The 22,747-nt window shown below is 50.8% G+C and carries 17 protein-coding genes and 1 pseudogene; 10 read left to right on the top strand and 8 right to left on the bottom strand.

All coding sequences use genetic code 11. The features are described 5' to 3' along the window. The first annotated feature begins 152 nt into the window (after positions 1-152). Together CFter6_RS25560 and CFter6_RS08630 are read left to right on the top strand one after the other, a co-directional pair. Entirely contained in the window at positions 153-485 is a 333-nt protein-coding gene (locus CFter6_RS25560; RefSeq protein WP_150118684.1) for a hypothetical protein, read from the top strand. Between the two features lie 333 nt (positions 486-818). Next, entirely contained in the window at positions 819-2,156 is a 1,338-nt protein-coding gene (locus tag CFter6_RS08630) for an ABC transporter substrate-binding protein (RefSeq protein WP_061539583.1), read from the top strand. Positions 2,157-2,361: 205 nt separating this feature from the next. Here CFter6_RS08630 and CFter6_RS08625 read toward each other — a convergent pair whose 3' ends face one another. The 6 genes and pseudogenes from CFter6_RS08625 to CFter6_RS08605 all read right to left on the bottom strand — a co-directional run bounded on the left by CFter6_RS08625 (position 2,362) and on the right by CFter6_RS08605 (position 9,211). Then, complete coding sequence (locus tag CFter6_RS08625; RefSeq protein ID WP_150118683.1) at positions 2,362-2,925, bottom strand: hypothetical protein; 564 nt, start codon at positions 2,923-2,925, stop codon at positions 2,362-2,364. Positions 2,926-2,932: 7 nt separating this feature from the next. Further along, on the bottom strand, positions 2,933-3,571 hold the full coding sequence (locus CFter6_RS08620) for a hypothetical protein (RefSeq protein ID WP_061539581.1): 639 nt from the start codon (positions 3,569-3,571) through the stop codon (positions 2,933-2,935). Beyond that, positions 3,555-4,979, bottom strand: a complete 1,425-nt coding sequence (locus CFter6_RS08615) for an N-acetylmuramidase family protein (protein WP_061539580.1) — start codon at positions 4,977-4,979, stop codon at positions 3,555-3,557. Before CFter6_RS08615 ends, CFter6_RS08620 begins: the two co-directional genes overlap by 17 nt. Further along, on the bottom strand, positions 4,979-5,863 hold the full coding sequence (locus tag CFter6_RS26405; RefSeq protein WP_236904662.1) for a DUF2345 domain-containing protein: 885 nt from the start codon (positions 5,861-5,863) through the stop codon (positions 4,979-4,981). The genes CFter6_RS08615 and CFter6_RS26405 overlap by 1 nt, the downstream gene beginning before the upstream one ends. A 54-nt stretch (positions 5,864-5,917) precedes the next feature. Next, positions 5,918-7,665 (bottom strand): annotated as a pseudogene (locus CFter6_RS26400) (type VI secretion system Vgr family protein); the annotation flags it as partial. 457 nt (positions 7,666-8,122) lie between these two features. Further along, a complete protein-coding gene (locus tag CFter6_RS08605) occupies positions 8,123-9,211 on the bottom strand; it encodes a LacI family DNA-binding transcriptional regulator (RefSeq protein WP_335340312.1) in 1,089 nt (362 codons plus the stop codon). 80 nt (positions 9,212-9,291) lie between these two features. Here CFter6_RS08605 and CFter6_RS08600 point away from each other — a divergent pair, with 80 nt between their 5' ends. Next, positions 9,292-10,485 (top strand): phytanoyl-CoA dioxygenase family protein, encoded by a 1,194-nt coding sequence (locus CFter6_RS08600; RefSeq protein ID WP_061539578.1) that lies wholly within the window; start codon positions 9,292-9,294, stop codon positions 10,483-10,485. Between the two features lie 20 nt (positions 10,486-10,505). Here the strand turns inward: CFter6_RS08600 and CFter6_RS08595 are convergent, their stop codons facing one another. Then, the gene (locus CFter6_RS08595; RefSeq protein ID WP_236904576.1) at positions 10,506-11,411 is read right to left on the bottom strand and encodes a LysR family transcriptional regulator; all 906 of its coding nucleotides are present in this window, start codon (positions 11,409-11,411) and stop codon (positions 10,506-10,508) included. Positions 11,412-11,556: 145 nt separating this feature from the next. Between CFter6_RS08595 and CFter6_RS08590 the strand changes: the two genes are divergently transcribed. From CFter6_RS08590 to CFter6_RS08555, 7 genes are all read left to right on the top strand, one after another. Beyond that, complete coding sequence (locus tag CFter6_RS08590) at positions 11,557-12,228, top strand: glutathione S-transferase family protein (RefSeq protein WP_061539577.1); 672 nt, start codon at positions 11,557-11,559, stop codon at positions 12,226-12,228. A gap of 64 nt (positions 12,229-12,292) precedes the next feature. After that, a complete protein-coding gene (locus CFter6_RS08585) occupies positions 12,293-13,285 on the top strand; it encodes an MBL fold metallo-hydrolase (RefSeq protein ID WP_061539576.1) in 993 nt (330 codons plus the stop codon). 414 nt (positions 13,286-13,699) lie between these two features. Then, positions 13,700-14,962 (top strand): PAAR domain-containing protein, encoded by a 1,263-nt coding sequence (locus CFter6_RS08580; protein WP_061539575.1) that lies wholly within the window; start codon positions 13,700-13,702, stop codon positions 14,960-14,962. Between the two features lie 673 nt (positions 14,963-15,635). Next, positions 15,636-16,529, top strand: coding sequence for a hypothetical protein (locus tag CFter6_RS08570; RefSeq protein ID WP_061539573.1), 894 nt, complete (start codon positions 15,636-15,638; stop codon positions 16,527-16,529). 86 nt (positions 16,530-16,615) lie between these two features. Then, positions 16,616-17,086 carry a TIR domain-containing protein gene (locus tag CFter6_RS08565; protein ID WP_061539572.1) on the top strand — a complete coding sequence of 157 codons (471 nt, stop codon included), beginning with the start codon at positions 16,616-16,618 and terminating at the stop codon, positions 17,084-17,086. 15 nt (positions 17,087-17,101) lie between these two features. Beyond that, the gene (locus CFter6_RS08560) at positions 17,102-17,965 is read left to right on the top strand and encodes a DUF4231 domain-containing protein (RefSeq protein WP_061539571.1); all 864 of its coding nucleotides are present in this window, start codon (positions 17,102-17,104) and stop codon (positions 17,963-17,965) included. A 318-nt stretch (positions 17,966-18,283) separates the two neighbouring features. Next, a complete protein-coding gene (locus CFter6_RS08555) occupies positions 18,284-19,486 on the top strand; it encodes a TIR domain-containing protein (protein WP_082814666.1) in 1,203 nt (400 codons plus the stop codon). Between the two features lie 280 nt (positions 19,487-19,766). Here CFter6_RS08555 and CFter6_RS08550 read toward each other — a convergent pair whose 3' ends face one another. Continuing rightward, positions 19,767-22,097, bottom strand: a complete 2,331-nt coding sequence (locus tag CFter6_RS08550; RefSeq protein ID WP_061539569.1) for a P-loop ATPase, Sll1717 family — start codon at positions 22,095-22,097, stop codon at positions 19,767-19,769. Between the last annotated feature and the right edge of the window lie 650 nt (positions 22,098-22,747).

Below are 22,747 nucleotides of genomic sequence, written 5' to 3'. Positions count from 1 at the left end.
GAAAATCGTTCTGAACGCATTTCATTTCCATCGCGAGTAATGGCGCAAAATTCCGAACGGTGATTCAAAGAGCCATCTGACAGATCGTTACTGCACTTCTATTAGCTATGCCAATTGGAAGAAAAAACAGGGCCACATTTTCAGAAAAATTTATGCGGATTGGCTCAATTGACTTTGGTTGTCACCAAGTGACATTGAATGACGCGTCAGTGACGATCGGTTTTTTGTATTTAGCCAGCGCCAAACCGCGTGCCACGATGCGTTGGCATCGCTTTATTTCCACGCCGCCGGAAAACCTTCATGTTTTTTTGCCTGGTGCCGTCATCGCGAGCACTATTGCAGCCAATATTTTTGAGAATGCATTTAGAGATGAGGCCGGAAATTCAGGCAGCTGGCTGGCACCCCTATGCCTGTTGTTCCGTGACGAAATGCGCGGTGTGTGGCTGATGCAACACACAACAAATGTCATGTGGTGTCATATTTAAGTTAAATGCGGGAACCGGCATTGTGGAAATAGACGAGGCATGCATTGGCCGATAAGATAATTCTCGGCCGCTAAACGGATTCAGATTCCTGCCTTAAAAGAATTGATTCGTCATGCGTAGAAAATTCAAATTCGAAAAGCGCATCGGAATGTTCAATGGGAAAAATCGGAATCTATCCAGCCAGAGATCATAAAAAACCGCCGATATAAGCTCGCCTTTTCATCGTAGCTGTATGGCAGGGCGCCGGGAATACGCCGGATACTGCAGAAAATAACATAGCGAAGCCGCACAAGTCGGCACGGCTAATCGATGATTTCAACCACGGAGACAAACATGAAACGTCGCAGCATCGGCAGCAGTTCATTGGCAGCAATCCTGGCCCCGCTTTCCATGGCAGTGCTCTGCAGCAGCGCCTGGGCCGCCCCGGTTACCGTGAACATCGCAACGATCAATAATCCGGACATGATCGAACTGCAAAAACTCTCCTCGAATTTCGAAACCGCCAACCCCGACATCAAGCTGCGCTGGGTAGTCCTGGAAGAAAACATCCTGCGTCAGCGCGTCACCACCGACATCGCCACCGGCAGCGGCCAGTTCGACCTGATGACCATCGGCGCATATGAAGCGCCGATCTGGGCCAAGAAAGGCTGGCTGGCGCCGATGGAAGGCTTGCCGGCCAACTACGACGAAGCCGACCTGATCAAGACCGTACGCGAAGGCCTGACCGAAGGCGGCAAGCTGTACGCGCTGCCGTTCTACGCCGAAAGCTCGATGACCTACTACCGCAAGGATCTGTTTACGGAAAAAGGCTTGACGATGCCAGAGCATCCGACCTACGCGGACATCGCCCGTTTCGCTGAAAAACTCGACGACAAAAAAAATGGCATCGCCGGCATCTGCCTGCGCGGCCGCGCTGGCTGGGGGGAAAACATGGGATTGATTGGCACCATGGTGAATACTTTCGGCGGCCGCTGGTTCGATGAAAAATGGCAGCCGCAGCTCAATGCGCCGGAATGGAAAAACGCCATCGCAGCCTATGTCGACCTGCTGCGCAAGTACGGCCCGCAAGGCGCCACCTCGAACGGCTTCAACGAAAGCCTGGTGCTATTCTCCAGCGGCAAATGCGGCATGTGGATCGACGCCACGGTGGCTGCCGGCATGGTCTACAGCAGCAAGGAATCGAAGGTAGTCGGCAAAGTAGCGTTCGCGCCGTCGCCGGTGGCGGTCACGCCTAAGGGTTCGCATTGGTTGTGGATCTGGTCGCTGGCGATTCCGAAATCGTCGAAATCGCAGGACGCCGCCAAGAAATTCGCAGCCTGGGCGACTTCCAAGGAATATGTGCAACTGGTCGCCAAGGAAAAGGGCTGGGGCCTGGTGCCGCCAGGCACCCGCATGTCGACCTACGCCTCGCCTGAGTATAAAAAGGCTGCGCCCTACTCCGACTTCGTGCTGAACGCGATCCAGTCGGCGGACACCAAGGACGCCACCTTGCAGAAAGTGCCTTACACCGGCATCCAGTTCGTGACGATTCCCGAGTTCCAGTCGCTGGGCACGGTAGTCGGCCAGGCGATTGCCGGCGCACTGGCAGGCAAGTCGACAGTCGACGCTGCCTTGCAGACATCGCAGGCGCAAGCTGAACGGGTGATGCGTCAAGGACGTTATATCAAGTAATTCTCATAGGGTGGGCAGACCTGCCTACCCTGGAATTACAAGCTTAGGACATCTTGAAAATCCCGGTGCAGGTCACGAGGGTCTGTCATTCTTGTTTTCATCCACCGCAAGCTGTAACTTGGGTGTCAATGCTGCCGGATAGGCAGCATGTCATTCAATCGTCAAATTGCGCAAACCGCTCAAAACGAATTCTTGATCTGGACACTCAGTTCACGATTTTGCAGTCGGCATCATTATCACCCGTGTACATGAATGTTATACGTTTTCCTGTTTTAGCTTTCGTATACACCACGTATTTTCCTTGAGTATTACCAGCACCCGACTGAATAAAGACATACTCGCCTGCTATTTTTTTATCGACGATTTCAACCCTGGAAATTTCGTAATTACCTAAATCAGGAGAGTCCGTGTCGGTACTGACGTACTTTGTAAATACGAGAGGAATGGTTTCTTTTGAAGCATTGTATTGAACGAAAGCACCAACCTCTTTTTTCAGGTCTTTGTCGACATATGTCCGCAACGCAAATTTGATGGGCTTGCTGGAACTATCGCGTGGCACATACACATAACAGGCTGTTTCTGATTGAACCTCTGCTCTGGCCATGCCACAGCTGAACGTAATGATAGCCAATAAACAAATCCCAATCTTCATTTGAATACCCCAGCAGTCATAACGAACGAAGGTACGAGGAAGTAGGTCAGTCATCGATTCTTCAACAGCAAGTAACCTAAGTTCCCCAATGTTGAAGGTATCAGCAATCTTGATCACGCCATCACTATTGAGAAATAGAATCCCCGAGGTCAATCGACTTAATCCATCCAGACGATTTTATTGCGCGGGACGTCCATGAATAGTGCTCGATATACGTGAAGTCACCTTGCTTTTCGATGGCGGACACTAGATCATCTTTTGCCAAATTATCGCCTTTGGTTTGTATAGGATGAAAACCATCAACACTTTTGCTGTAGTAGTTCGTATTTTTGTTTAAAACAAAAATCCCCAAGGCATTTTTCTTCCCCGAGATGGCGGCTGTTTCGGCCTCCATTTTGATTGACGAAAATACCGATCGTGGAAAGCCTTTGCACCCTTGACTTGGAAAATTTATCTGAATTCTCCAGCCATCATCATCAATATAAAGATAGCCATTGGCTTTAGCTTGGAAGTATTTATTTTTCTCCCATGCCGTTATTTTATTTTTCTCTTTTTTTGTGTTTGAATTTATTGTCTTAAAATTGAATTTGCACTCAAGCAAATGACCATCTGCATGGTCTTCGCTCAAATAAGAACCAATGATTTTCCCACCATCCTCAAACCCGATCAAATTCTCGTTATCAAAACTATAAAGCGTCCCAGCAAGTGAGTTCAAGGAACAAAATAGGCATAAAAAAAAAGCCAGTTTATTTAAAATTTTCATAATTTCTTTTCATATTGGAAGCGTAATCCGGATTAGTGGTTCTCCAGCCTCCGCCATTGTACTTTGTTGTAAAATCTTCCCAGTTTTTGTTGTACAAGGACGCAATTGCTGATTTTTTATCTTTGGACTTTAAAAATGCAATGAACAAGCGGCAATGCCCGTCTATTGATTCCATACAAGTATTTGCAATTTCAGATGGACTTGAGTATCCGAATTCTGCGTAAGGCTTTGCAATTACTTGAAACGCTCCCCACGAACATGCGCGTATTGCAGCATCTTTGTCCAATAGCGCTGCTTTGACAAACCGTTCGTATTGAAAGAGTTCGTGCCTATCTTCATAGCTTAGTTTTTTCTCAAACTCGACCTCTCCGAATACCTCTTTGCCAAGTCCGTTGTCATATCCACCTTGATCGGGATTGCAAATATCGGGAAATTTTGCGTAAGGATGCGGCTGCGGTTTCTTTCCTTTCGCTGGCGCTGGTGGAGCAGTCAGATCGTAAAAAATATGCCTCTCAAAAAGAATTTTTGGTAAACCATTTATGACGAATCCGCTGCCACCGGCCTCTTGTGTAGTTACTGCTTTAATTGCCGCAATCTCAATCCCCGGATCACCGGCCTTGATGACTTTCATGGAAATCAACGTCTGATTTAGCTCGTTTTGCATCCACTTGTACATTGCGTCACTCACATCCAATGATTTTGGATAATTTAAACGCGATCCCAGTACATACATCGCGACCGTACGAGGTTTACCGGTTTCTACAGCCTTGTAATGGTGCTCGATCTCGATCTTTGTTTTTTTCTTGTGCGTCTTCGGGTCTTCCGTAACAGTCTTTTTCTTGGTTGGTGTATCCTTCAGCACCTTGCCTATTTCCGATACCATTTGCTTGGATGCGATAAATGGCGCCAGTTCCCCCGTCAATCGCTCCACTGTCATGACTTCACCGTCCTTGACGGTGGGAATATGCAAGTCCGTTTCTAGCTGTTCTTCAGCGTCCAGTTTAGTGATTGCTTCGAGGTGATATTCCGGACTCTGGATGGTGTAATTATTGACATCCAGCTTGGGCGTCACGGTGCCTTTGAGATCGAAATCGCCGCTTTTCTTCTTGACATAAATTTTGATGGGTTGACCACGCTTGGCATCGGTCCACGTAACAGCAGTACCATCGACCCCGGTCGTGGCAGTCTCGCTTTTACCGCCTCCTTCTATCTTGACAGTCAACCCTTTAATGCCATGTTTGACCGCATCCACGAAGACGAAAGTGGCTTCTACCTCGGGGTCGCCAGGCTTATGTACAACAGGTGCGACAGGGTCAGGAGCTGCTGCCGCTGGTGGCGATGGTTGCGCGGCATTGGCGCCTGCGGGTGAAGTGCCATCGGTCGGGGTATTGGAAGAAGGGTTAGCCATTACGCGATGCCTTGGTTGTGGTCATTTTGCTTGATGTCGCCGTCGGCGATCTGGTCGTGGTCGTAGCCGTTTTCATGCACTTTCCAATCGCCGGCCCCGATCTCACAGCGCACCTTGGTCGAATTTTCTGTGCGGACCTGAGCTGTTGTCTCGGAAACTGTACCCTGCTGAACCAGGCTCTCGTCCGGCAAATAAATTCGGTAAGGCTGGCCTTGCAACACTGCGGCCATGGGAGCGTAATCAACTAGGGTGGTGATGTCGAATGTCTGGACGTACTTGTGCGCTACGTCCTGCTCCATTTCCACCACGGGAAGAGCCACGGAAGGCACTGGCAGGTTCTTCGCTCCAGGCAAACTATGCGTAGCGCCATGCGCAACATAGGCGCCATTCGTTCCGTGTTCGATGCCTGCAGCATTGTATTTGACGTAGCTACCGCCGCCGTTGATCAACACTTCTTCCTTGGCCGTAATCGTGACGCGGTTTGCAGTATGCGTGATATTGAGTTTGGCCAGCAGATTGATGCTATCTTTCAAAGCCGTTACGTCGACGTCGCCAGCTGCTGCGACCATCTTCATCCCTGCTTTCTGTACAAACAATCTAAATGCCTGGCGAACGCTCGCAAACAAACTGTCGCCGCTGGCAATCGACAGGCTCTTGCCCGTTGTGATGGCGGCATGGTCGCCACTGGCAATATGGGTGCTACCACTGGTGGTGGACTCGATACCGGCGGGGCTGGCCAGCACCAGGTGCGGTTCCGACAATTCAGGGAAAGTGCTGTCGCTGCCGGTGCCATTGCCTTTCACCGCATCATTCTGGGCTTTAAGAATTTTCGCGATGTCGGCTTGCTGCCCCTGTTTGTCCTGGGCACCCGCCTGCTGCGCCATCTCTGCCAGAGTCTCATGCTGGTCGCGCGCAGATGTCAGCCTTTGCACAGTCTCGCCCATGTCTTTCATGTGCGAGGCTGCGTTGCCACGGCCTTCGGTGGTGATCAGCATGCCCTTCGCTGAACGTACCACGCCATGGCCGTCGGTGCGCAGCTCCCAGCCCTCGCCCGCGCATCCTTGCGGCCGGCGTTGTCCTCGATGCGCGTGATATGTCCCAGGCTCAGCTGGCTGTGCTGATGGTCGCTCTTGAGCTGTGCCTGGATCTTGGCGTTAGTATCGTCCAGGATCAAGTGATTGCTGCGGCCGCCGGCAACATTGCCACCGTTGGGCGTCAGCTCGCGGCTACGCAATCCCATCAGCGCCTGTTGCGTCGCCAGTTTCCATGGCGGCATATTGCGCTGGTTATAGACAGCGCCAGTCACCAGCGGGCGGTCCGGATTACCGTCCAGCCACATCACGATCACTTCGGCGCCAACCCGGGGAATCGCTTTGGCGCCGAGCTGGCTGCCGGCCCACGAACTGGCGACACGCACCCAGGCCGAACTCTTTTCGTCGTTGTTGCCGATGCGGTCCCAATGGAACTGCACACGGATCCTGCCGTATTCATCGGTGTGGATGCTGTCCGGTCCGGAGGGACCGACTACCGTGGCGGTTTGCGGTCCCAGGATTTTCGTGGCGGCACTATTGAAACCGCGACCTGGCCGCCATGGGATCGCTTTGCGGATGCAGGTCAGGCGGTTGTCGTAGTTTGCTTTTTCGTCGGCCTGTTGCAGGTAATTATTGACGGCAACGTGATGGACCGACAGGATCAGGAACTCACTCTTGCCGGCCTCTTCATTGCCGCCGAAGGGATTGAAGGCAAAGTGATTCGTCAGACGAAAATAACGCCCGGGAAGGACCGAGCGGTTATTGCCTGCTGCCTCGAAATGCTTGCCGGTCGCTTCGATTTCTTCCATGCGCAGCCGGGCCAATGTATCCGCATCCCCGGCATCCTTGACGCCGTAGGCACCGGTATATTCATAAGATTCGATGTCGAGGACATTGCCTTGCTTGTTCAGTGTCGGCACGCCCGCGCTAACCGGAACGGGCCTTTTGAAATTGAATCCCGCCAGCGTGACATTGCCTGGCACGATCTGCCGCACCGGCGACCAGTCGCCTATGCCGTCTTCTTCAGTTGCGCCGCCGTGGCGCTGGAAACGTATATCGGGACCATTGTCGATGGCTGCAGCCTGGGTGGTATCGTCTGTCAGGATCAGCTTGTGACCCTTTTCGGTATGTTCGTACCAGTACGACCAGCCGGCGGCCTCCCAGCGACGATGCAAATAATTGTGGTCGCTCTCGTCGAACTGGCAAGCGTCAGTCATTACAGCATCTTCGCCACGCACTTGAAAATCCCAGTCGGGATGAGTGCCGTAGTCGCTGAAAATGTTTTCTGTCTGCTCGCGCAGCGTCTTGCCGTGAAAAATATAATTGTCTTTGCGCAGCCGCAGATACTGCAGCCACGGACCCAGCTTGGCCTGGTAGAACGTGATGGCGCCATCGGTCCTGGTCAAACTGAATTCGAAACAAAAACCGCTGAAATATCGAAGACTGCCATCTGCCCGCACCAGCTCTACGCTGAACAGCTTGCCTTGCAAGTCCTTGAGTGCCAGTGCCGAATCATCTGACAGTAATTCGACATTGAATTCGAAATCGCGGGACAGGCTTTCTACTGCATCGAGTTTATTAACCAGGAGTTGGGCTTGCGGGCCATCGTCGTGCGGGAAAGAGAGCCGCAATATGCGGCCATGCTGACGGCCCATTATCAAAGACTTAAACACACTGCTCATGCGACGCCCTGGAAATTAGATCGACATCAATGTTATGTTTTTTTGACAACAAACTCTATTGACGCCTTACTTGATAAGTATTTCACTAAATCATAACTGGCAATGTCTTTAGTTACCAAGAGGAAATATTGAGGAATGGAAAATTTTGCAAGAGTTAACACTCTTGTTGGCATTCTCCGACATCCGGAGCGACACCAAGAGAAACCGTGGTACGAAGCGGAACGAAGCAACCATCAGTGCTCTTGCCGAGATCATAGGGAAAGAATTGTAATTTTTACGAGTAAATATCGAAAATTCCCGATATTCCTTTTTATAGAAATAAGGATTTGCAATGAAAGCGATAATACTCAAACATTTGGCGGCCCGGAATCGTTCGAACTTTGCGACGTGCCCAAATCGAGTTGTCGCAGGAACTGGCGTGCAAAATGGACTAATCCTGTTGGGCTTTGCCAAAACGGCGGTCTATATACTGCGGAATGTTTACCGGAGTGACCACAACCACGGACGATGAATCGCCGATGGCCGACACAGGCAGCAGTTTGTGGAAATACATGATTTGGTGGCAGGCGTTCCTCAGATCCTGTCGCAGGTCATGGTGCAATACCGCACTGATCTGCCCGTTCCGCAGCAGGCGGATATTGTCCCTGTCGAGGTCATGCGCAATAAAGCAACTTGGCGTTTTCTTCATGGCATGCAGGGCGCGGAGTATCGCGACATTCCCTCCCCCCATTGAATACACCGCCGCGATTTCTCTTTTCCTGCCGACGGCTATTCGCACTCGCTCCTCAGTCTGTGCATCGAGCCCGTGCCCGCCACTGGCGTCTACCAGCGTCAAGTTCGGATAGCGCCTACGCAGCTCGCCGCGAAAGACAGCCGCGCGCTCTTCCTCGCCCCTGAAGCAGCTGTCGCTCATGGTTATCAGGACGTGCCCTTGGGGCCGGCCAAGCCACTGGCCGATGAGATAGGCGGCTGTTGCACCCGCCGTCCGGTTGTCGAGACCCGCATAGGCTATCCGCGCCGATCCCGGTATGTCGGTGAATATGGTCACGACGGGGATCCCTCGCTGCTGCAGGTCGGCAATTGCGTCAGCTATCTCGGGGACATTGCGCGCCTTGAGAAATACGCCATGGCTGCCTCGGCGGCCCACCGACTCGAGCGCCGCCACGACCTGGGCAGTAGTCATGGTGTCGTGCATCGCGAACCGCGGTCGAAACACGGCCGGGCGCAACATCGGAAGTTCCGATTCCAGTGCCTCGCGTATCTCTTCGGAAAACCTGCCCGGTGCTTCCACGAGGACGTCGACGATGAGCTTTCGACCGCTGGTCGCCAGCTGGAACTGCTGCCTTTCGAGCTCCTTGATCGCGTGCTGAACCCGCTGACAGGTGCGTTCGTGCACGTGCGAGCGGCCATTCAGCACGCGGTCGACCGTGGCCAGGCCAACGCCGGCCTGCAGGGCGATTTCCTTCATGAGAAAACGATGCGGCATGGATCCCGGTTGAGGTGTTTTTGAGGTGTTCATGGTAACGCAAGCCGCCGCAGGATGGGTATGATTGAAGAACTACATGAGGAACTACATGAGGGACTACGTGAGGAAACACCATGGATCAAGCCCACTTGCACTCAGATGAAAACCGACGCCGGCGATATCGGGAGCAGGATTGCTCGCTGCGCGACTTTCTCGCAGTCTTGCAGGACCGCCGCGACGGCGTTCAGCTCGAATACGCCCGCGAAGTATGGCAGCACGTGCCGATTTACGACTGTGCCGAGTTGGGGCGCCTGCTCGACGACGCAGCCAGCCGCGCCGCTCTGCAAGATGAGTGGGTGGAGGTCCTGAACCACGGCGCGGGCGTGCTGGTGTTGAAGCGCGCCTTTCCTGATCCCGCGCAGATTGACGATGCGACAGCGGTCTTTGAAGCGATCATCCGCAACGAGCGGGAAACTGGCGCAGCTGCCGCCGATCATTTCGCAAAGGCGGGAGCCAACGACAGGATATGGAATGCGCAGCAAAAACTCTGTTTGCGCGCTCCGTCCGTGTTCGCCCGTTACTACTCAAACCCAATGCTGGTTGCAGCAGCGGAAGCATGGCTAGGGCCCTGCTACCAGATGACGTCGCAGGTGAACGTCGTGCGCCCCGGCGGAGATGCGCAACAGGCACACCGAGACTATCACCTGGGATTCCAGAGCGTCGCCCAGGCCGAACGTTATCCGGCGCACGTCCATACGATGTCGCCCTTCTTGACGCTGCAAGGCGCCGTCGCCCACAGCGACATGCCCGTGGAAAGCGGCCCCACCAAGCTGCTGCCGTTCTCGCAGCGATACGCTGAAGGCTATCTTGCATGGCGGCGCCAGGATTTTCGAGACTACTTTGAGGCCAACCATGTCCAGCTGCCCCTCGAGAAAGGCGACGTAATCTTCTTCAGTCCCGCACTCTTTCACGCGGCAGGAGCGAACCGGACCGCAGGCGTTCAGCGCATGGCCAATCTGCTGCAGATTTCCTCAGCCTACGGCCGTGCAATGGAGTCGCTGAATCGGGCAAGAATGTGCGAGGTCTTGTATCCGGTCCTACTGGACAAGCTCGCGACGTCAAAGATGACTGAAGCTGAAGCCAATGCAGCCATTGCATCCTGCGCCGAGGGCTATCCGTTTCCCACGAACCTTGACAATGACCCGCCGGTGGGCGGCCTTGCGCCGGAAAGCCAGCAAATGCTGTTCGCCCGAGCGCTTAGAGAGTCATGGACGGCTGACATTTTCGCCTCAGCGATTCATCGGCAAGCAGCACACCAGGAAGCCTGATTCATACACGAGGACAGGTTTTATGCCCGTTGCTGAAACAGTTCAACGACCCATTCGACGAACACGCGCAGCTTGGACGGCAGGTGGCGGTTTAGAGGATAAGCAACATGGGCCTGAACGATCTCGCCCTGCCATTCCGGCAGTACGCGCTGCAATACGCCGGATTCCAGGTAGGGGCGCACAAGAAACTCATAGGTAGTGACGATTCCCAGACCGGCTACCCCAGCAATGAGCGCCGCCGTCGAATCATTGACGGCGATTTGGTAACGGCCTTCGATAGTTGCCTCTGCACCATCATGTGCTAGCGTATTGATGAAGGTGCGGCCAGAGCTCGGTGCAACGATCTGGATCAGTGTGTGGTGCTTCGCCACATCGTTCAAATCGTTGGGCACGCCGCATCGCGCCAGATACCCAGCGCTAGCGCAAGTAATCATGGGGATCGACCCAAGCGGCCGGGCAACCAGCATCTCGTTCATGATCGGTCCGAGCCGTATCACGCAATCGACGTGGTCAGCAATGAGGTCGATTGTGCGGTTTCCGACGCCGAGTTCGACTTGTACCTGCGGATAGCGCTCAAAAAAAGCAGGCAATCCGGGAAGCAAGACGCTGTACACAATCGCACCCGGCGCCTCGACCTTGATCCGGCCAATTGGCACTGCAGTGGCACCCGCCACACGATGTTCCAATTGCCCAAGTTCGTTTATCAGGCGCAGTGCGCCCTCGTAATAAATAGCCCCTTCCTGCGTCACACTCAATTGCCGGGTGGTCCGATGCAGTAATTTGGCGCCAACGTCCTTTTCCAGGGCTTGCACCATGCGTGTGACGGTCGATTTCGGCATATGCATGACATCGGCCGCGCGGGTGAACGTGCCGGCATCGACGACTTGGACGAACGTTTGCATGGCTAATAATTTATCCAAGGCCATGCTCTCACCATCCGTAACCAAATACATATTCTGCCACTTTGTTGCTCAAGATGGAATAGTCAATTAGTAGCAGCCCCCTTGGTTCGCTGGCGAGAACACGGCACCATGCTGAGCCTGACTCCCCTAAACACACGAAAGAATTTTCATGCTTACATTCTATTTTCATCCTACCCCCAATCCGATCAAGGCAGCATTGTTGCTGGAAGAGCTGCAAATGCCGTACGAACTGGTCGCAGTCGATACGCTCAAGGGGCAGCAACATGCGCCGGCATTCCTGGCAATTAATCCGAATGGCAAAGTGCCGGCGTTGGTGGACGACGGCGTGCGCGTCTTCGATTCCCACGCCATCCTGCTCTACCTGGCCGAGAAGCACGGAAAATTCCTGCCGGACAGCAGCGCTGGGCGCGCCGAGATGCTGGCATGGCTGATGTTTGTCGCCACCGGACTATCGCCATTTTCGGGTCAGGCGGCGCACTTCCTGCATTACGCCCCTGAAGTTCTCCCGTATGCCCGCAATCGTTACGTGAAAGAAGTCGCGCGCCATTACCGCGTACTTGATGAGCGCCTGGCAGTGTCTCCTTACTTGGCCGGTGATGCTTACACGATTGCCGACATGGCCCTGTGGGGCTGGGGCATTTCCGCCGGTTACATTTTTGGAGAGCAGGGACTGCGCGATTATCCGCATGTACAGCGCGTGCTTGACGAAATCTCGGCGCGCCCGGCGGCAGTGCGTGCCCAAGCGCTCAAGGAAAAACTGCTACTGAAAACCGACTTCGACGAAGAAGCTCGGCGTGCCATGTTTCCCCAAAATGTCTGACGAGCGTCCCCTGCTGTCTGCAAGTTGATGTTTTAGATTCCCTCATTCACCATCAAGGAACAACATGTCCCACTTACTTCGCAAACTCATTGCAGCAACGATTATGGTCAGCGTCGGGGCCGCGTACACCAGCACTTACGCGCAGACGCAGCAACCGAATTTATCGCAGACCCAAGCTGGCTACTACCGGATGCAGCTCGGCGATGTCGAAATCACAGCACTGTCGGACGGCACCTTGCCGATCCCAGCGTTGAGCCTGCTGACCAACACCCATCCCGGCGAAGTTGAAAAGCGGCTCGGCGAGGCCTATCAAATCGCATCATCAGTCAACACATCGATCAACGCTTACCTGCTCAAATCGAATGCACGGCTGATGCTGGTCGATGCAGGAACCGGTGAACTGCTCGGTCCTACCCTTAACAAGCTGGAAGCGAGCTTGAAAGCCGCCGGCGTCATGCCGGAACAAATCACCGATATTCTGGTCACCCACATTCACACAGACCATACTGGCGGCCTGATGGATGGCGCCCGCATGGTGTTTCCACATGCTACCTTGCACATGGATAGACGGGAACGTGATTACTGGCTCAGCCCTGTGAACCGGGAACAGGCATCGGCTGCAGACAAGAAGTATTTCGATGAGGCGCTTGCCAAGGTGAAGCCTTATGTGGATGCCGAAAAAGTGCAGATCTTCGACGGAACGACCCAGCTGTTTCCCGGCATTCGCTCGATTGCCAGTCCGGGCCATACACCGGGCCACAGTTTTTATGAGATTCAGAGCAAGGGCGACAAATTGCTCTTCTGGGGCGACCTCGTGCACGTGGCCGATGTCCAGATGCCAGACCCGGCTGTCACGATCGCATTCGACGTCGATCCCGCCAAGGCAGCGGCGACGCGCAAGGCTGCCTTTACCGATGCCGTCAAGGGGCGTTACTGGGTCGCTGGCGACCATATCTCGTTTCCCGGTATTGGCCACCTGCGCCAGGATGGGAAGGGATACCGCTGGGTCGCCATTCCTTACGTAAACGATTACTCCAAGACTGCTGACGCCAAGTAATCAACAGAACCAGCAACGCCCTCCGGCGTTGCTCGAAGCACTTGCACTTGCCAGTATTTCCTTCACATAAGAAGTGCCATGTATAGACTACGCTCAATTCCATTTGTGGCCGTTATTTATCACCCTGATGCATCATGAGTGAATAAAGTTCTGCGACCGCTCAGCGGTAATTCCCGTGCGCTGTTCAATCGCAAGTAGGATGATCGGTCGGTTCAAGTTCAATATATGAACGAATACCATGCTTACTTTAAGCAATCTCATCAGAAAAGCCAGAATCTGCTCACTTGGTATTTTTGAGCGCGAAGCTGAAGCCGTATCTCAGTGATCACAAACCCATCTGAGCACTATTGCAATATTTTGCGCTTAAGCAATATTCTGTTAAATTGGTTTAATAGCAATTCAACAGGAATAATCATGGCTTTGAGGAAGATCGTCGTTGTAGGCGACAAGACGACTACTAGCGGCGTAATTCTGCCGAATGCGAACTCAACTTTTTCAGTTGGTGATGCTGACCACAAAGTTGCGCTAATCGGGGGGCAGGCAACCTGCCTGGCCTGCAAAGGCGTGGGAGTCATCGCCAAGGCAGGTGGTCCGCGCAGGATGGACTTCATGGGCGAAGTGGCGCTGGAGAACGATATTGTTATCTGCGGATGCCCCGTCCATCCGAAACTCGTGTCCAATCTTCACCAAACTGCGACCTACGACGACCAGGCAGAGTCTCAAGGTGTCGTTCCGCCTCCAGCTGCCGCCTCTGCCGCCAGCGTATCTATGGCCGGCAATCAGCCAGCGGCTCAAACGCATCGCTACGACGAGCAGATTAAATTCCTGCTAGGTTCAGGGACGGTGCTGGCTGGCGCGGCTTATACATTGACGCTTGATGACGGCAGCAAGGTTACCGGAACAACGGATGCCGATGGCAAAACTGAGCGGATCACAACGCCAGAACCGCGTACGATCACGCAGGCTAACTTGCTGCCGAACGTGGCATTTTGTTGCTCCCGGCAAGCTGAGAATTCTGGCGGTGGTGGTGAAGGTGGTATCGACGTCGAATTGAGTGGCGTCAAAACAAACGCGAGCGCCCTTGGCTCATCGGTGATAGAACACAAAGTGGAAGAAAAAGTCCGGCCGTTGACACCAGGCGAGATCGATTTGGCCAAGAAGGTATTCGGTACCTCGGTGGATTACTCTAAGGTCAAAGTTCACAACGGCGCCTACATGGTTGGCGCCGGCTCAAATGCAATGACGCCCAACGGCGAAATGTATTTCCCGAAGGATTACTACAAGCCGGATTTTTCAACTTTGGACGATACGTTCCGGATATGGTTTATCCACGAAATGACGCACGTCTGGCAGTACCAGCTAGGCTATAGCGTCAAATGGGGCGGCATAAAAATTCAGATCAAAGGCGGATATAAGTACGCCCCAGGGCAAGACACTCCGCGAGCGTACGTATACGACCCGGCCAAAGATGGCGATAAATCCATGACAGATTTCAACATGGAGCAGCAAGGTGATTTGGTTTCCCACTATTTCGACGCGGTGTACTTGTCGGAAAACACGGCAACCCACCGTACCCACGTGACGAATCTGCCATTCTTGCAAAAGATACTGACTGGCTTTATAAAGAATCCCTCCGATGTTTCCTTGTTACCCAACTCAACCAAAATTGAGGAATGACCGAATGGCGCTCACAAACCTAGCATGGATAGGACTAAGCGTTTGCTTGCTAGCGACGGGCCTCGGCTGTACAAATCAGTCGACAGCAACATCGCGCGGATACTCGGCGCCGGCACAGGTAATACTAAAGGACGACACGCCTTGTTTTTTTGCGACCATGGCGGACGACAAACCGACACCGGCTGGCCAGACACTGACAGTAAAGAGCAATCGAGGAACAACGACGGCATGGCGGATAGACGACGAGCACGGCACGGAGGCATTGCCGGCCAGCGCTGAACGTTGCGTCAAGTATGGGACATCGTGGCGCACTGGGGTGACGGCGACAGCGCCGACGCCGCTCCAATACGACGTCCCGTACTATGCCGACATCGAGACCAAAGTGCGTTTTCGTGTTGAATTTTGTCTATCCCAGGACGCGGGTGGGAAGACATTTCTCACAAAGTGGGCAGAGGACGGAAATCGTTGCACCAGGTTGCCATTAAAAGGACCCGATTAACCGGTTGTTAATTGACGACCCAAAGATGCTTGCATTTAAGACAAACCTGAACATTAACTAGCTCAAATTTGATCCAATACAAAGAGTAGTTCAAGTCCGGATCAGCCAGCGGCACCAGCTAGCTGAGACTAAGCAGAAATCTTTCACACTAAGTTAAAGACTCAACCAAATCTTATGAACCCATTCTGCTTCGTTGTTTCACCATTTGGCGATCCGTTTGATGATTACTACGAAAAAATTTATCAACCTGCAATTGCCAAAGCTGATCTCCAACCCATTCGTGGTGACGAGGTTTACAACACAGGCGCTATTATCGATGACATATTCGCTGCAATTTCAAGTGCGACACTGGTTCTATGCGATGTCACCGGAAAGAATCCGAACGTGAACTATGAACTAGGCGTTGCGCACGCACTGCAAAAACCTGCAATTATCATCACGCAGTCGGTGACCGATGTCCCGTTTGATTATCGACATCTTCGGGTAATCGTCTATGACCGTGCCAAAGTAGATTGGGCAAAGCAACTTGAGACTGCAATTCATAAGACCATCCTCGCCGTATTGGCCGACTCTGATCGCGCTCTAGCGTGGAAACCGAAAAAAGATGCGGTTGAATACAAACCCACAAATGACTCTTTAGAGGGCATTGTTATTAGCTACACACCTGATCCATCGCTAGCGACGCTCCGCTATCGCAATCAGTTTATTCACCTCTGCGCTCGGAGCGGTGACGTCCACGCCGGGTTCAAGCAGTTTTTCGAGGAAGTCTATGAGGATGTGCAAGCACTTGAGGCAAAAGTAACAGATAAAGAATTTCTTCAACTGCGAAAGATATGGCATGACGACAAGCGCGGCAATATTAACATCTCAATCGATTTGATTCATCACCACGGAGAGACACCCACCTTCACCGAACAGGAACTGTGTGACGCTTTACATGACGGCTACAGTTGGTATGCACACCAGGGAACAAATGTCAGCGCAAGAATATTAGATTGCAATATATGGAGCGACTCCTTTTTCGCTAACTCACCTGAATTCTACCGAAAGGCCGACGAGGAATTCTAACAGGATGCTGCGCGCCAAAATCGCGTGGCACCGCTTAGCTCTACATTAGCGCCCCCGTATCTAGCCCAAGAAATAAGAGGAAAAAAATGCCATTACCAAGGACATTTGTCAGTTTCAGCAGTACCGATATTCACTATTATCGGCTGATGCTGGCCTGGAAAGCGAACGAGCATATTGACTTCGATTTCACAAATTGCCAGCTTGGTAGCGAAATCAACTCGGAAGACGAAGCATACATCAAGCGCAAGTGCCGAGAACGCATCAACATGGCCGGTACGTTTGCAGTGCTGATTGGACGGGATACTAGATCAAGGCACAAGTATGTCCGCTGGGAGATGGAAGTTGCACTTGAAAAGAAGTGCAGAATTATCGGTATCAATCTCGATAAATCCAGGCAAGTCGTTGATGCTGTCTGTCCGCCAATCATCAGAAATATCGGCGCAATCTTCGTCCCGTTCTCTCCCAAAATAGTTGCGTATGCATTGACGAACTACCAGATGGCGCCGAATGACGATTACCATTACAAGGACGAGATTTATGCTCGGCTCGGCTATTAACTAAGAGGCAGATATATGCAAGAGCAAGATTTTCCGGCCTTATACAGGTCTGCCAACAATCGTTCACTCGAGTACCAAACGTACTTCTTCCGCGCATTAAAAGTGAATCTAGCCTTATTGGTGATAACTGCAATTCTGTCGATCACGAACATCCCACACTGGTCAGTTGCGATGTTCCAATTGTTGGTCTTACTAGGGGCCATGTCTTGTTCGATCTATTTGTTCGCGAGGCGTCCTGAGCGTTACTGGTACGCCAGCCGGGCAGTTGCAGAGTCGATCAAGACTATCACCTGGCGTTACGTCTGTCGCGCAGAGCCGTTCCAAGGTGACGACGTGACGGCAAGAGGCGACTTCCAAAAGAGGTTGCAGGCTATAGTGGACCAAAATAAGGACGTCGCACAGTCCCTCTCTGATTACCTGGAGGCGTCACAGATATCCAGTGTCATGACCCAGATGCGTGCGCATCCGCTTGATGAGAGGAAGATGGCCTACGCGACCGGCCGCATCAAGAACCAACTCACTTGGTACGCAAAAAAAGCAGCCTTTAATAGACGTACTTCCAACGGCTTCTTCTGGGTTCTGATAGCGACAAATGGAGCAGCTATTCTCTGCGCAATCCTAAGGATCAAATTGGTGGAAATTCCGTTCTGGCCGACAGATGTTTTCGTCGCCGCCGCTGCCAGCCTACTGAGCTGGATGCAGGCCAAAAGGTTCTCTGAACTTGCGGCATCTTACGCGCTGGCTGCACATGAGATAAGTTTAATACGAGAGCAGGCGTCTCTACCTAACAGTGATACAGAGTTTTCGTTATTTGTCGGTGACGCGGAGAATGCGTTCTCACGTGAACACACTCAATGGGTGGCAAGGAAGGATGTCTGACAGTTCGCGCAAGCAGACGCTACAATGTGGCGCCGCTTGATTCTAACGTTTTGGCTAACCGTGAACGTTCTTTTTTTGCCCGTCCACAGACATAGGCAGTCGTCCAGAGTGTCAGTCAGAGTCTTTTTGGACGTTAAAGTCCCTCCGTAGATTTAATATTGCATTGACAGCACATTCTTGCCACGATCCAATCGATGTTGACAGTGATACAAGTAGCTTCGCAGCCGGTCAAGCAATTGAGCAGGATCACACCTACATGATCGCTGATCCAGGGTAGGGCCTTAGAACGGATGTCCCCAGATAGAAGAAGAGACTAATATGCATGATCAAGACCCTCCTCAAGTTTTCCTAAGTTATGCAAAACCGGATCAGCATCGCGTAACTCCATTTTTCGAATCATTGGAGAAGAGTGGATTTAACGTCTGGTATGACTGCAAAAGACTAAAACCCGGCCAGAACTGGGACTTTGAAATCAAACGTGCACTTGACAAAGCAAGTATTGTAATTGCATTTTTATCCGAGAATTCAATAAACAGAAGGGGCTATGCGCAAAGAGAAATAAAGATCGCGCTAGATAAGCTTTCTGAAAAACTTATTGATGACATCTACCTCATCCCTGTAATGCTGGACGACGGGATTCTCATACCAGATCAATTGCAGGGAATTCAGTGCATTTCGGCGAATGCGTCAAATTGCATGATTGGTGTCGTGGAAGCGCTGAACTTGCAATTGAACAAGCTAGGAGTTGAGACACAAAAGCTTCAAGTAAAAGAGGAACTATCCTGGTCATTTCAAACAAAGAAAGAGATATGCGATGGATTACCTGGCTACGAAACAGAACTACAATTTATTAGATTGCAATCAACCAAATACCCCGCACTCTATGAAGCGGGAGAATACATACAAGGCCGACTCCTTGAAAGTCTCTTTTCCTCTAGGAGTTCGATGCTCGATCAAGCTCCTAGCCAATACAACTTCGGCCAAGAAAAATATCGCAGAACAAACACATATGACGCGCATTGCTCCGATCCGGTCATAAAAGGGAGAGTTCTGACCATTCAATACGCAATCCACTGGTACGGCGCGGGCGCAGCACATCCGAATATAGATTTTTGCACCTATTCTTTCGTAATGGCCCCCTTAATCTTAATTGAGTCACTTGAACAAATTTTCATTACGTCATCGGAAGCCTTTCTAAACGTACAAAATTCCGTCCGTAACAAGCTTATGGCCATAAAACTCGGCAGCCCAGAAGAGGAACATCAGGTTTGTCTTGATTCGAACGGCATTGCTTTAGGAACGCAAAACTGGAGTGATTTTAATTCATTCATTTTCAAAGAAGATTGTATCGAATTCTTATTTGCTCCCTACCAAGTGGCAGCATATGCATGTGGTCCACAGTTTGCTGAAGTTCCGTACATCGAGTTGATTGAATTTATCCGTCCTGAATATCAAAGTGCATTAGAAATCGAACATATCGCCTGGCAGAAGAAGCGTGCCACGAAACTCGTAGACGATTAAAGGCATGCCTAATTTTCAGCATGATAACTATGGCATCCTAGCTCTTCGCTTAATTCGGACGTTAAATGACGCTTTGGAGAATGGAAGTCGATCAAAAATCAACGATTACGTGCGAGCTTAGCCTCCCGCTATTGGCTTGTATTTCTCGCAATAAAATATTCATATTTAATCCGCCGCACTTTACCAACAATGACTGATCACGATCCAAAGCAGATGCATTCATTCTTGACACACCTAATTGTCTGCAAACTGCAGCAACCGAACAAATGAGAGCTAGCGTCTACGGTTTCCTCGTTATCGTCAGTGCTTGATAGAACGCAGGATTTACTACATAGGCCGCACTCGGTTTAGCTTTCAAGAATCCCGTTAACATACGCGTGCTATAACTAAAGTCGTATATATATCGGACCTCTTCTGTATCAACTTGAACTCCTAGAAATCCGTACCATAACAAGAGATCAATAACACCGGCGGTACTCGTTGAAGAAATGCCGAATCTTTCCAATAGCTCCACCAAGCATTTACTGTCCATAATGCTTGGAGAATCAATAAATGCATAAAGTACTTCTCCAGAATTTGGAGAGATATCATTAATTTCATATTCCACGTCAGCGAGAATATCCACGGAGAAGGTTTTGAGACCTTTTTCAATATCGCTTTCGTCTATTTTAGAATGACGATGATTTACGGCTGACGCTTTACATTGGTTAATCAAGTTAAGCAAAAATCTTGGTCTCATAAGAGACCTATCGATCAGATATTGCAGGCTGTCCTCGCCCTTATAATGAGACACACAAATCATTGGCCATACGGTCTCAATAGGTAGAGAATCCTTAATTCCGTTGGCCACGATGCGCAGACGAACTACCTCCCGCAACAAATCTTGATCTGTCCAGTCAAGCATGACATTACCTTCCTTGCCCCGATCAGATGTTTCTTGAACAAGTAACTCGTAAACGTCATTGCGAAGAAAAACTACTGTACTTACGGCAACGTCTTGTTTCGAAAATTCGCGTTCTATTTTGCGGGAGGCGTCAATTAGTCCTCTTATTATCATAAGGTCCGCGTGTTGAAGTCCGGTTGTCGGCCAGCCTTTATCTACGTTATCAAACAGAAGCCACAAAGCACCTTTGTGCTTCATGTACTTTGTCAGCTCTATTTCTAGACGCTTCACATCGTGTTGATATAACAGTTCGGTTACCTGTGCCGAATCAAGTTCGACGTCGTACTCTCCACCATATTTTATGTTGTAATTTGCTTGTATTTTTTCTATCAGCGCGCCAATCCGCTCGGAAAAATCCCCTTCCGAAAAATACTTTTGCACATGATAGAGATCTTCAAGTTTTTTGTATGAGTCAAAGAGATCGTGATCGTTAAGATGGCGTTTTTCATCTTTTTCCAGCACTTTGTAGCAGATTTCGAGAAGCAATACATAATTCCAAAATGCGGTGATGGTATGTTGCAGCGTGCCCTCCTTCATAAAACTGAGCATCATCTCCTTGAATTTAACAAGCTTGTAACCTTCGGGCTTGAGATCCAAAACAATATTTTGGCTCGGATTTCTTGATCTTTCACGGTCTCTTAGCTGAAGAAACACAGCTGACTTCCCTGAACCTTTCCGACCCACCACGAGATGAGCCTCACCTCGTATGGACTTTAGAAACGCGTCCGTTACCAAATAATATTTTGCAAGCGTCCGCATTTCGTTTTCGGCGGACGACGATCCAAGATCCATCGTTTGCAGGAACGTTGCCTTGGGGGTATCTAAAGCAACGTGATCATCTTGAAACGCCTCTGCAACGCGCGAAGCAAATTCGGCTACGATCTCATTTACCTCTTCGATTCGTTGTGCCGTTTCAGCAACATCACGAAGATCCACCGGCACTGGCCCATCGCCTTGTTGCAATATACAACGAGCTTTCCCCATACCCGCCGCCAAACCAGCTATAAATGCGCCGCGCAAATTGTGAACAGTCGCACCGTCTTGTGCCGCTGAGATCAGCGGCACCAAAACGCCATACGATTGACAGACATGACTTATCGCGTCGTGAGCGGAAAGCCTAGGCGATTCATTCGGATCAAAATTTCGAAAGGTATAGCGCGCCTTCTTTACCCGAGAAACCACTCTGGACATCCAATCCGTCTTGTGTTTCGCCTCGAGAAGGTAAACAGGCGCCTTTTTATTCAATGTTGTTGAGAGTCCGATCGGATCATCCGAAGTGAAATTTGAAACCAGCTGCCTAAGGTCGTCAGCATTTGCATATTCGCTATAGCCGAGCGTATCAAATATGCCAACCTCCCTTATGTTAGGAGGTTGCTCTTGAAAGCTCCGATTTCGAACTAGAAAGATTCGCTTCCCCTTGCCTATTGCAAATCCGATTTCATAAGTGACATTAAAATTGAGAAACGTAATGTCGGCCACTAAGTAGCTGGCCTCTTCTAGCTGCTTCTCAATCTCCAGGGGTATAAAATGGCCCGCGATATCGAGAGCTTTCCACGAGAAAATTTGAGTCAATCCGTTCAGTGATCGCGCTTGATTGAGAGCCCTCTCGATGGTTTCGCCCAGAGCGACCGGCATTGCTGTATAGGCGAAGAACCCTGTTCTATTCATTTTTGTTACCCCCGTTTTCCAACGATCAGCGCCAATGTTCTGCGACTAAATTTAAGTGGTAATGTGCAAGACGATCTTTAAAAAAAACCGCTAACATCGTCTCGGAGCATGATCAACCTATCAATTGATCAAAAAACCAGCAAGTTAGTGAACGGCAGCTTAGGCCGATGACGTTCCCAGCATGGTCGTCAGGGGATGTCAACTATCCTTCGAATTCCCAACGGCATTGCCAATAAGACATAGTCGCACCGGAATTAACATACAGCAACAAGAATAACGGCTAATAATTATGGCGTTTTTTTGATTACGCTATTTTTCTGAAATCTCCTCACTGCTCTTTTTCTTTCCTTAAAACCTCGATTCGGCTCCCCCCATCTCCGATAGATATCTGCAAGCAAAATATTTATTCGTTCGCGCATTGATTTATTTATCCATTTGCGCATAATTTATTTTATCGAAGCAGCAACATGTGGAGTAAATTTTGCATCTGCTTTTGTTGTTCAAGATCGACACAAATGAATCAACGAGGTAATGCAATGGGGGGGACATAGCAAACATGGTGCTGAGCGAAATATCTCGTCAATGGCGTCGCGTATTTCTGAACGGTGGCGGCCTCGGCTACACACGTAGCAATACAAAATGTAGAGCCG

Source organism: Collimonas fungivorans (assembly GCF_001584145.1).
Classification (GTDB): Bacteria; Pseudomonadota; Gammaproteobacteria; order Burkholderiales; family Burkholderiaceae_D; genus Collimonas; species Collimonas fungivorans.
The sequence above is the reverse complement of the archived record's forward strand: the minus strand, read 5'-3'. Positions and strand labels throughout refer to the sequence as shown.

Bases quoted from the DNA above. Each gene is read 5' to 3' on its own strand.
- CFter6_RS08580 (WP_061539575.1), top strand. From the start codon at position 13,700: ATGGCTTTGAGGAAGATCGTCGTTGTAGGCGACAAGACGACTACTAGC.
- CFter6_RS08615 (WP_061539580.1), bottom strand. From the start codon at position 4,979: ATGGCTAACCCTTCTTCCAATACCCCGACCGATGGCACTTCACCCGCA.
- CFter6_RS08590 (WP_061539577.1), top strand. From the start codon at position 11,557: ATGCTTACATTCTATTTTCATCCTACCCCCAATCCGATCAAGGCAGCA.
- CFter6_RS08585 (WP_061539576.1), top strand. From the start codon at position 12,293: ATGTCCCACTTACTTCGCAAACTCATTGCAGCAACGATTATGGTCAGC.
- CFter6_RS25560 (WP_150118684.1), top strand. From the start codon at position 153: ATGCGGATTGGCTCAATTGACTTTGGTTGTCACCAAGTGACATTGAAT.
- CFter6_RS08595 (WP_236904576.1), bottom strand. From the start codon at position 11,411: ATGGCCTTGGATAAATTATTAGCCATGCAAACGTTCGTCCAAGTCGTC.
- CFter6_RS08600 (WP_061539578.1), top strand. From the start codon at position 9,292: ATGGATCAAGCCCACTTGCACTCAGATGAAAACCGACGCCGGCGATAT.
- CFter6_RS08550 (WP_061539569.1), bottom strand. From the start codon at position 22,097: ATGAATAGAACAGGGTTCTTCGCCTATACAGCAATGCCGGTCGCTCTG.
- CFter6_RS08555 (WP_082814666.1), top strand. From the start codon at position 18,284: ATGCATGATCAAGACCCTCCTCAAGTTTTCCTAAGTTATGCAAAACCG.
- CFter6_RS08570 (WP_061539573.1), top strand. From the start codon at position 15,636: ATGAACCCATTCTGCTTCGTTGTTTCACCATTTGGCGATCCGTTTGAT.
- CFter6_RS08560 (WP_061539571.1), top strand. From the start codon at position 17,102: ATGCAAGAGCAAGATTTTCCGGCCTTATACAGGTCTGCCAACAATCGT.
- CFter6_RS08620 (WP_061539581.1), bottom strand. From the start codon at position 3,571: ATGAAAATTTTAAATAAACTGGCTTTTTTTTTATGCCTATTTTGTTCC.
- CFter6_RS08630 (WP_061539583.1), top strand. From the start codon at position 819: ATGAAACGTCGCAGCATCGGCAGCAGTTCATTGGCAGCAATCCTGGCC.
- CFter6_RS08605 (WP_335340312.1), bottom strand. From the start codon at position 9,211: ATGAACACCTCAAAAACACCTCAACCGGGATCCATGCCGCATCGTTTT.
- CFter6_RS08565 (WP_061539572.1), top strand. From the start codon at position 16,616: ATGCCATTACCAAGGACATTTGTCAGTTTCAGCAGTACCGATATTCAC.
- CFter6_RS26405 (WP_236904662.1), bottom strand. From the start codon at position 5,863: ATGGCGCAGCAGGCGGGTGCCCAGGACAAACAGGGGCAGCAAGCCGAC.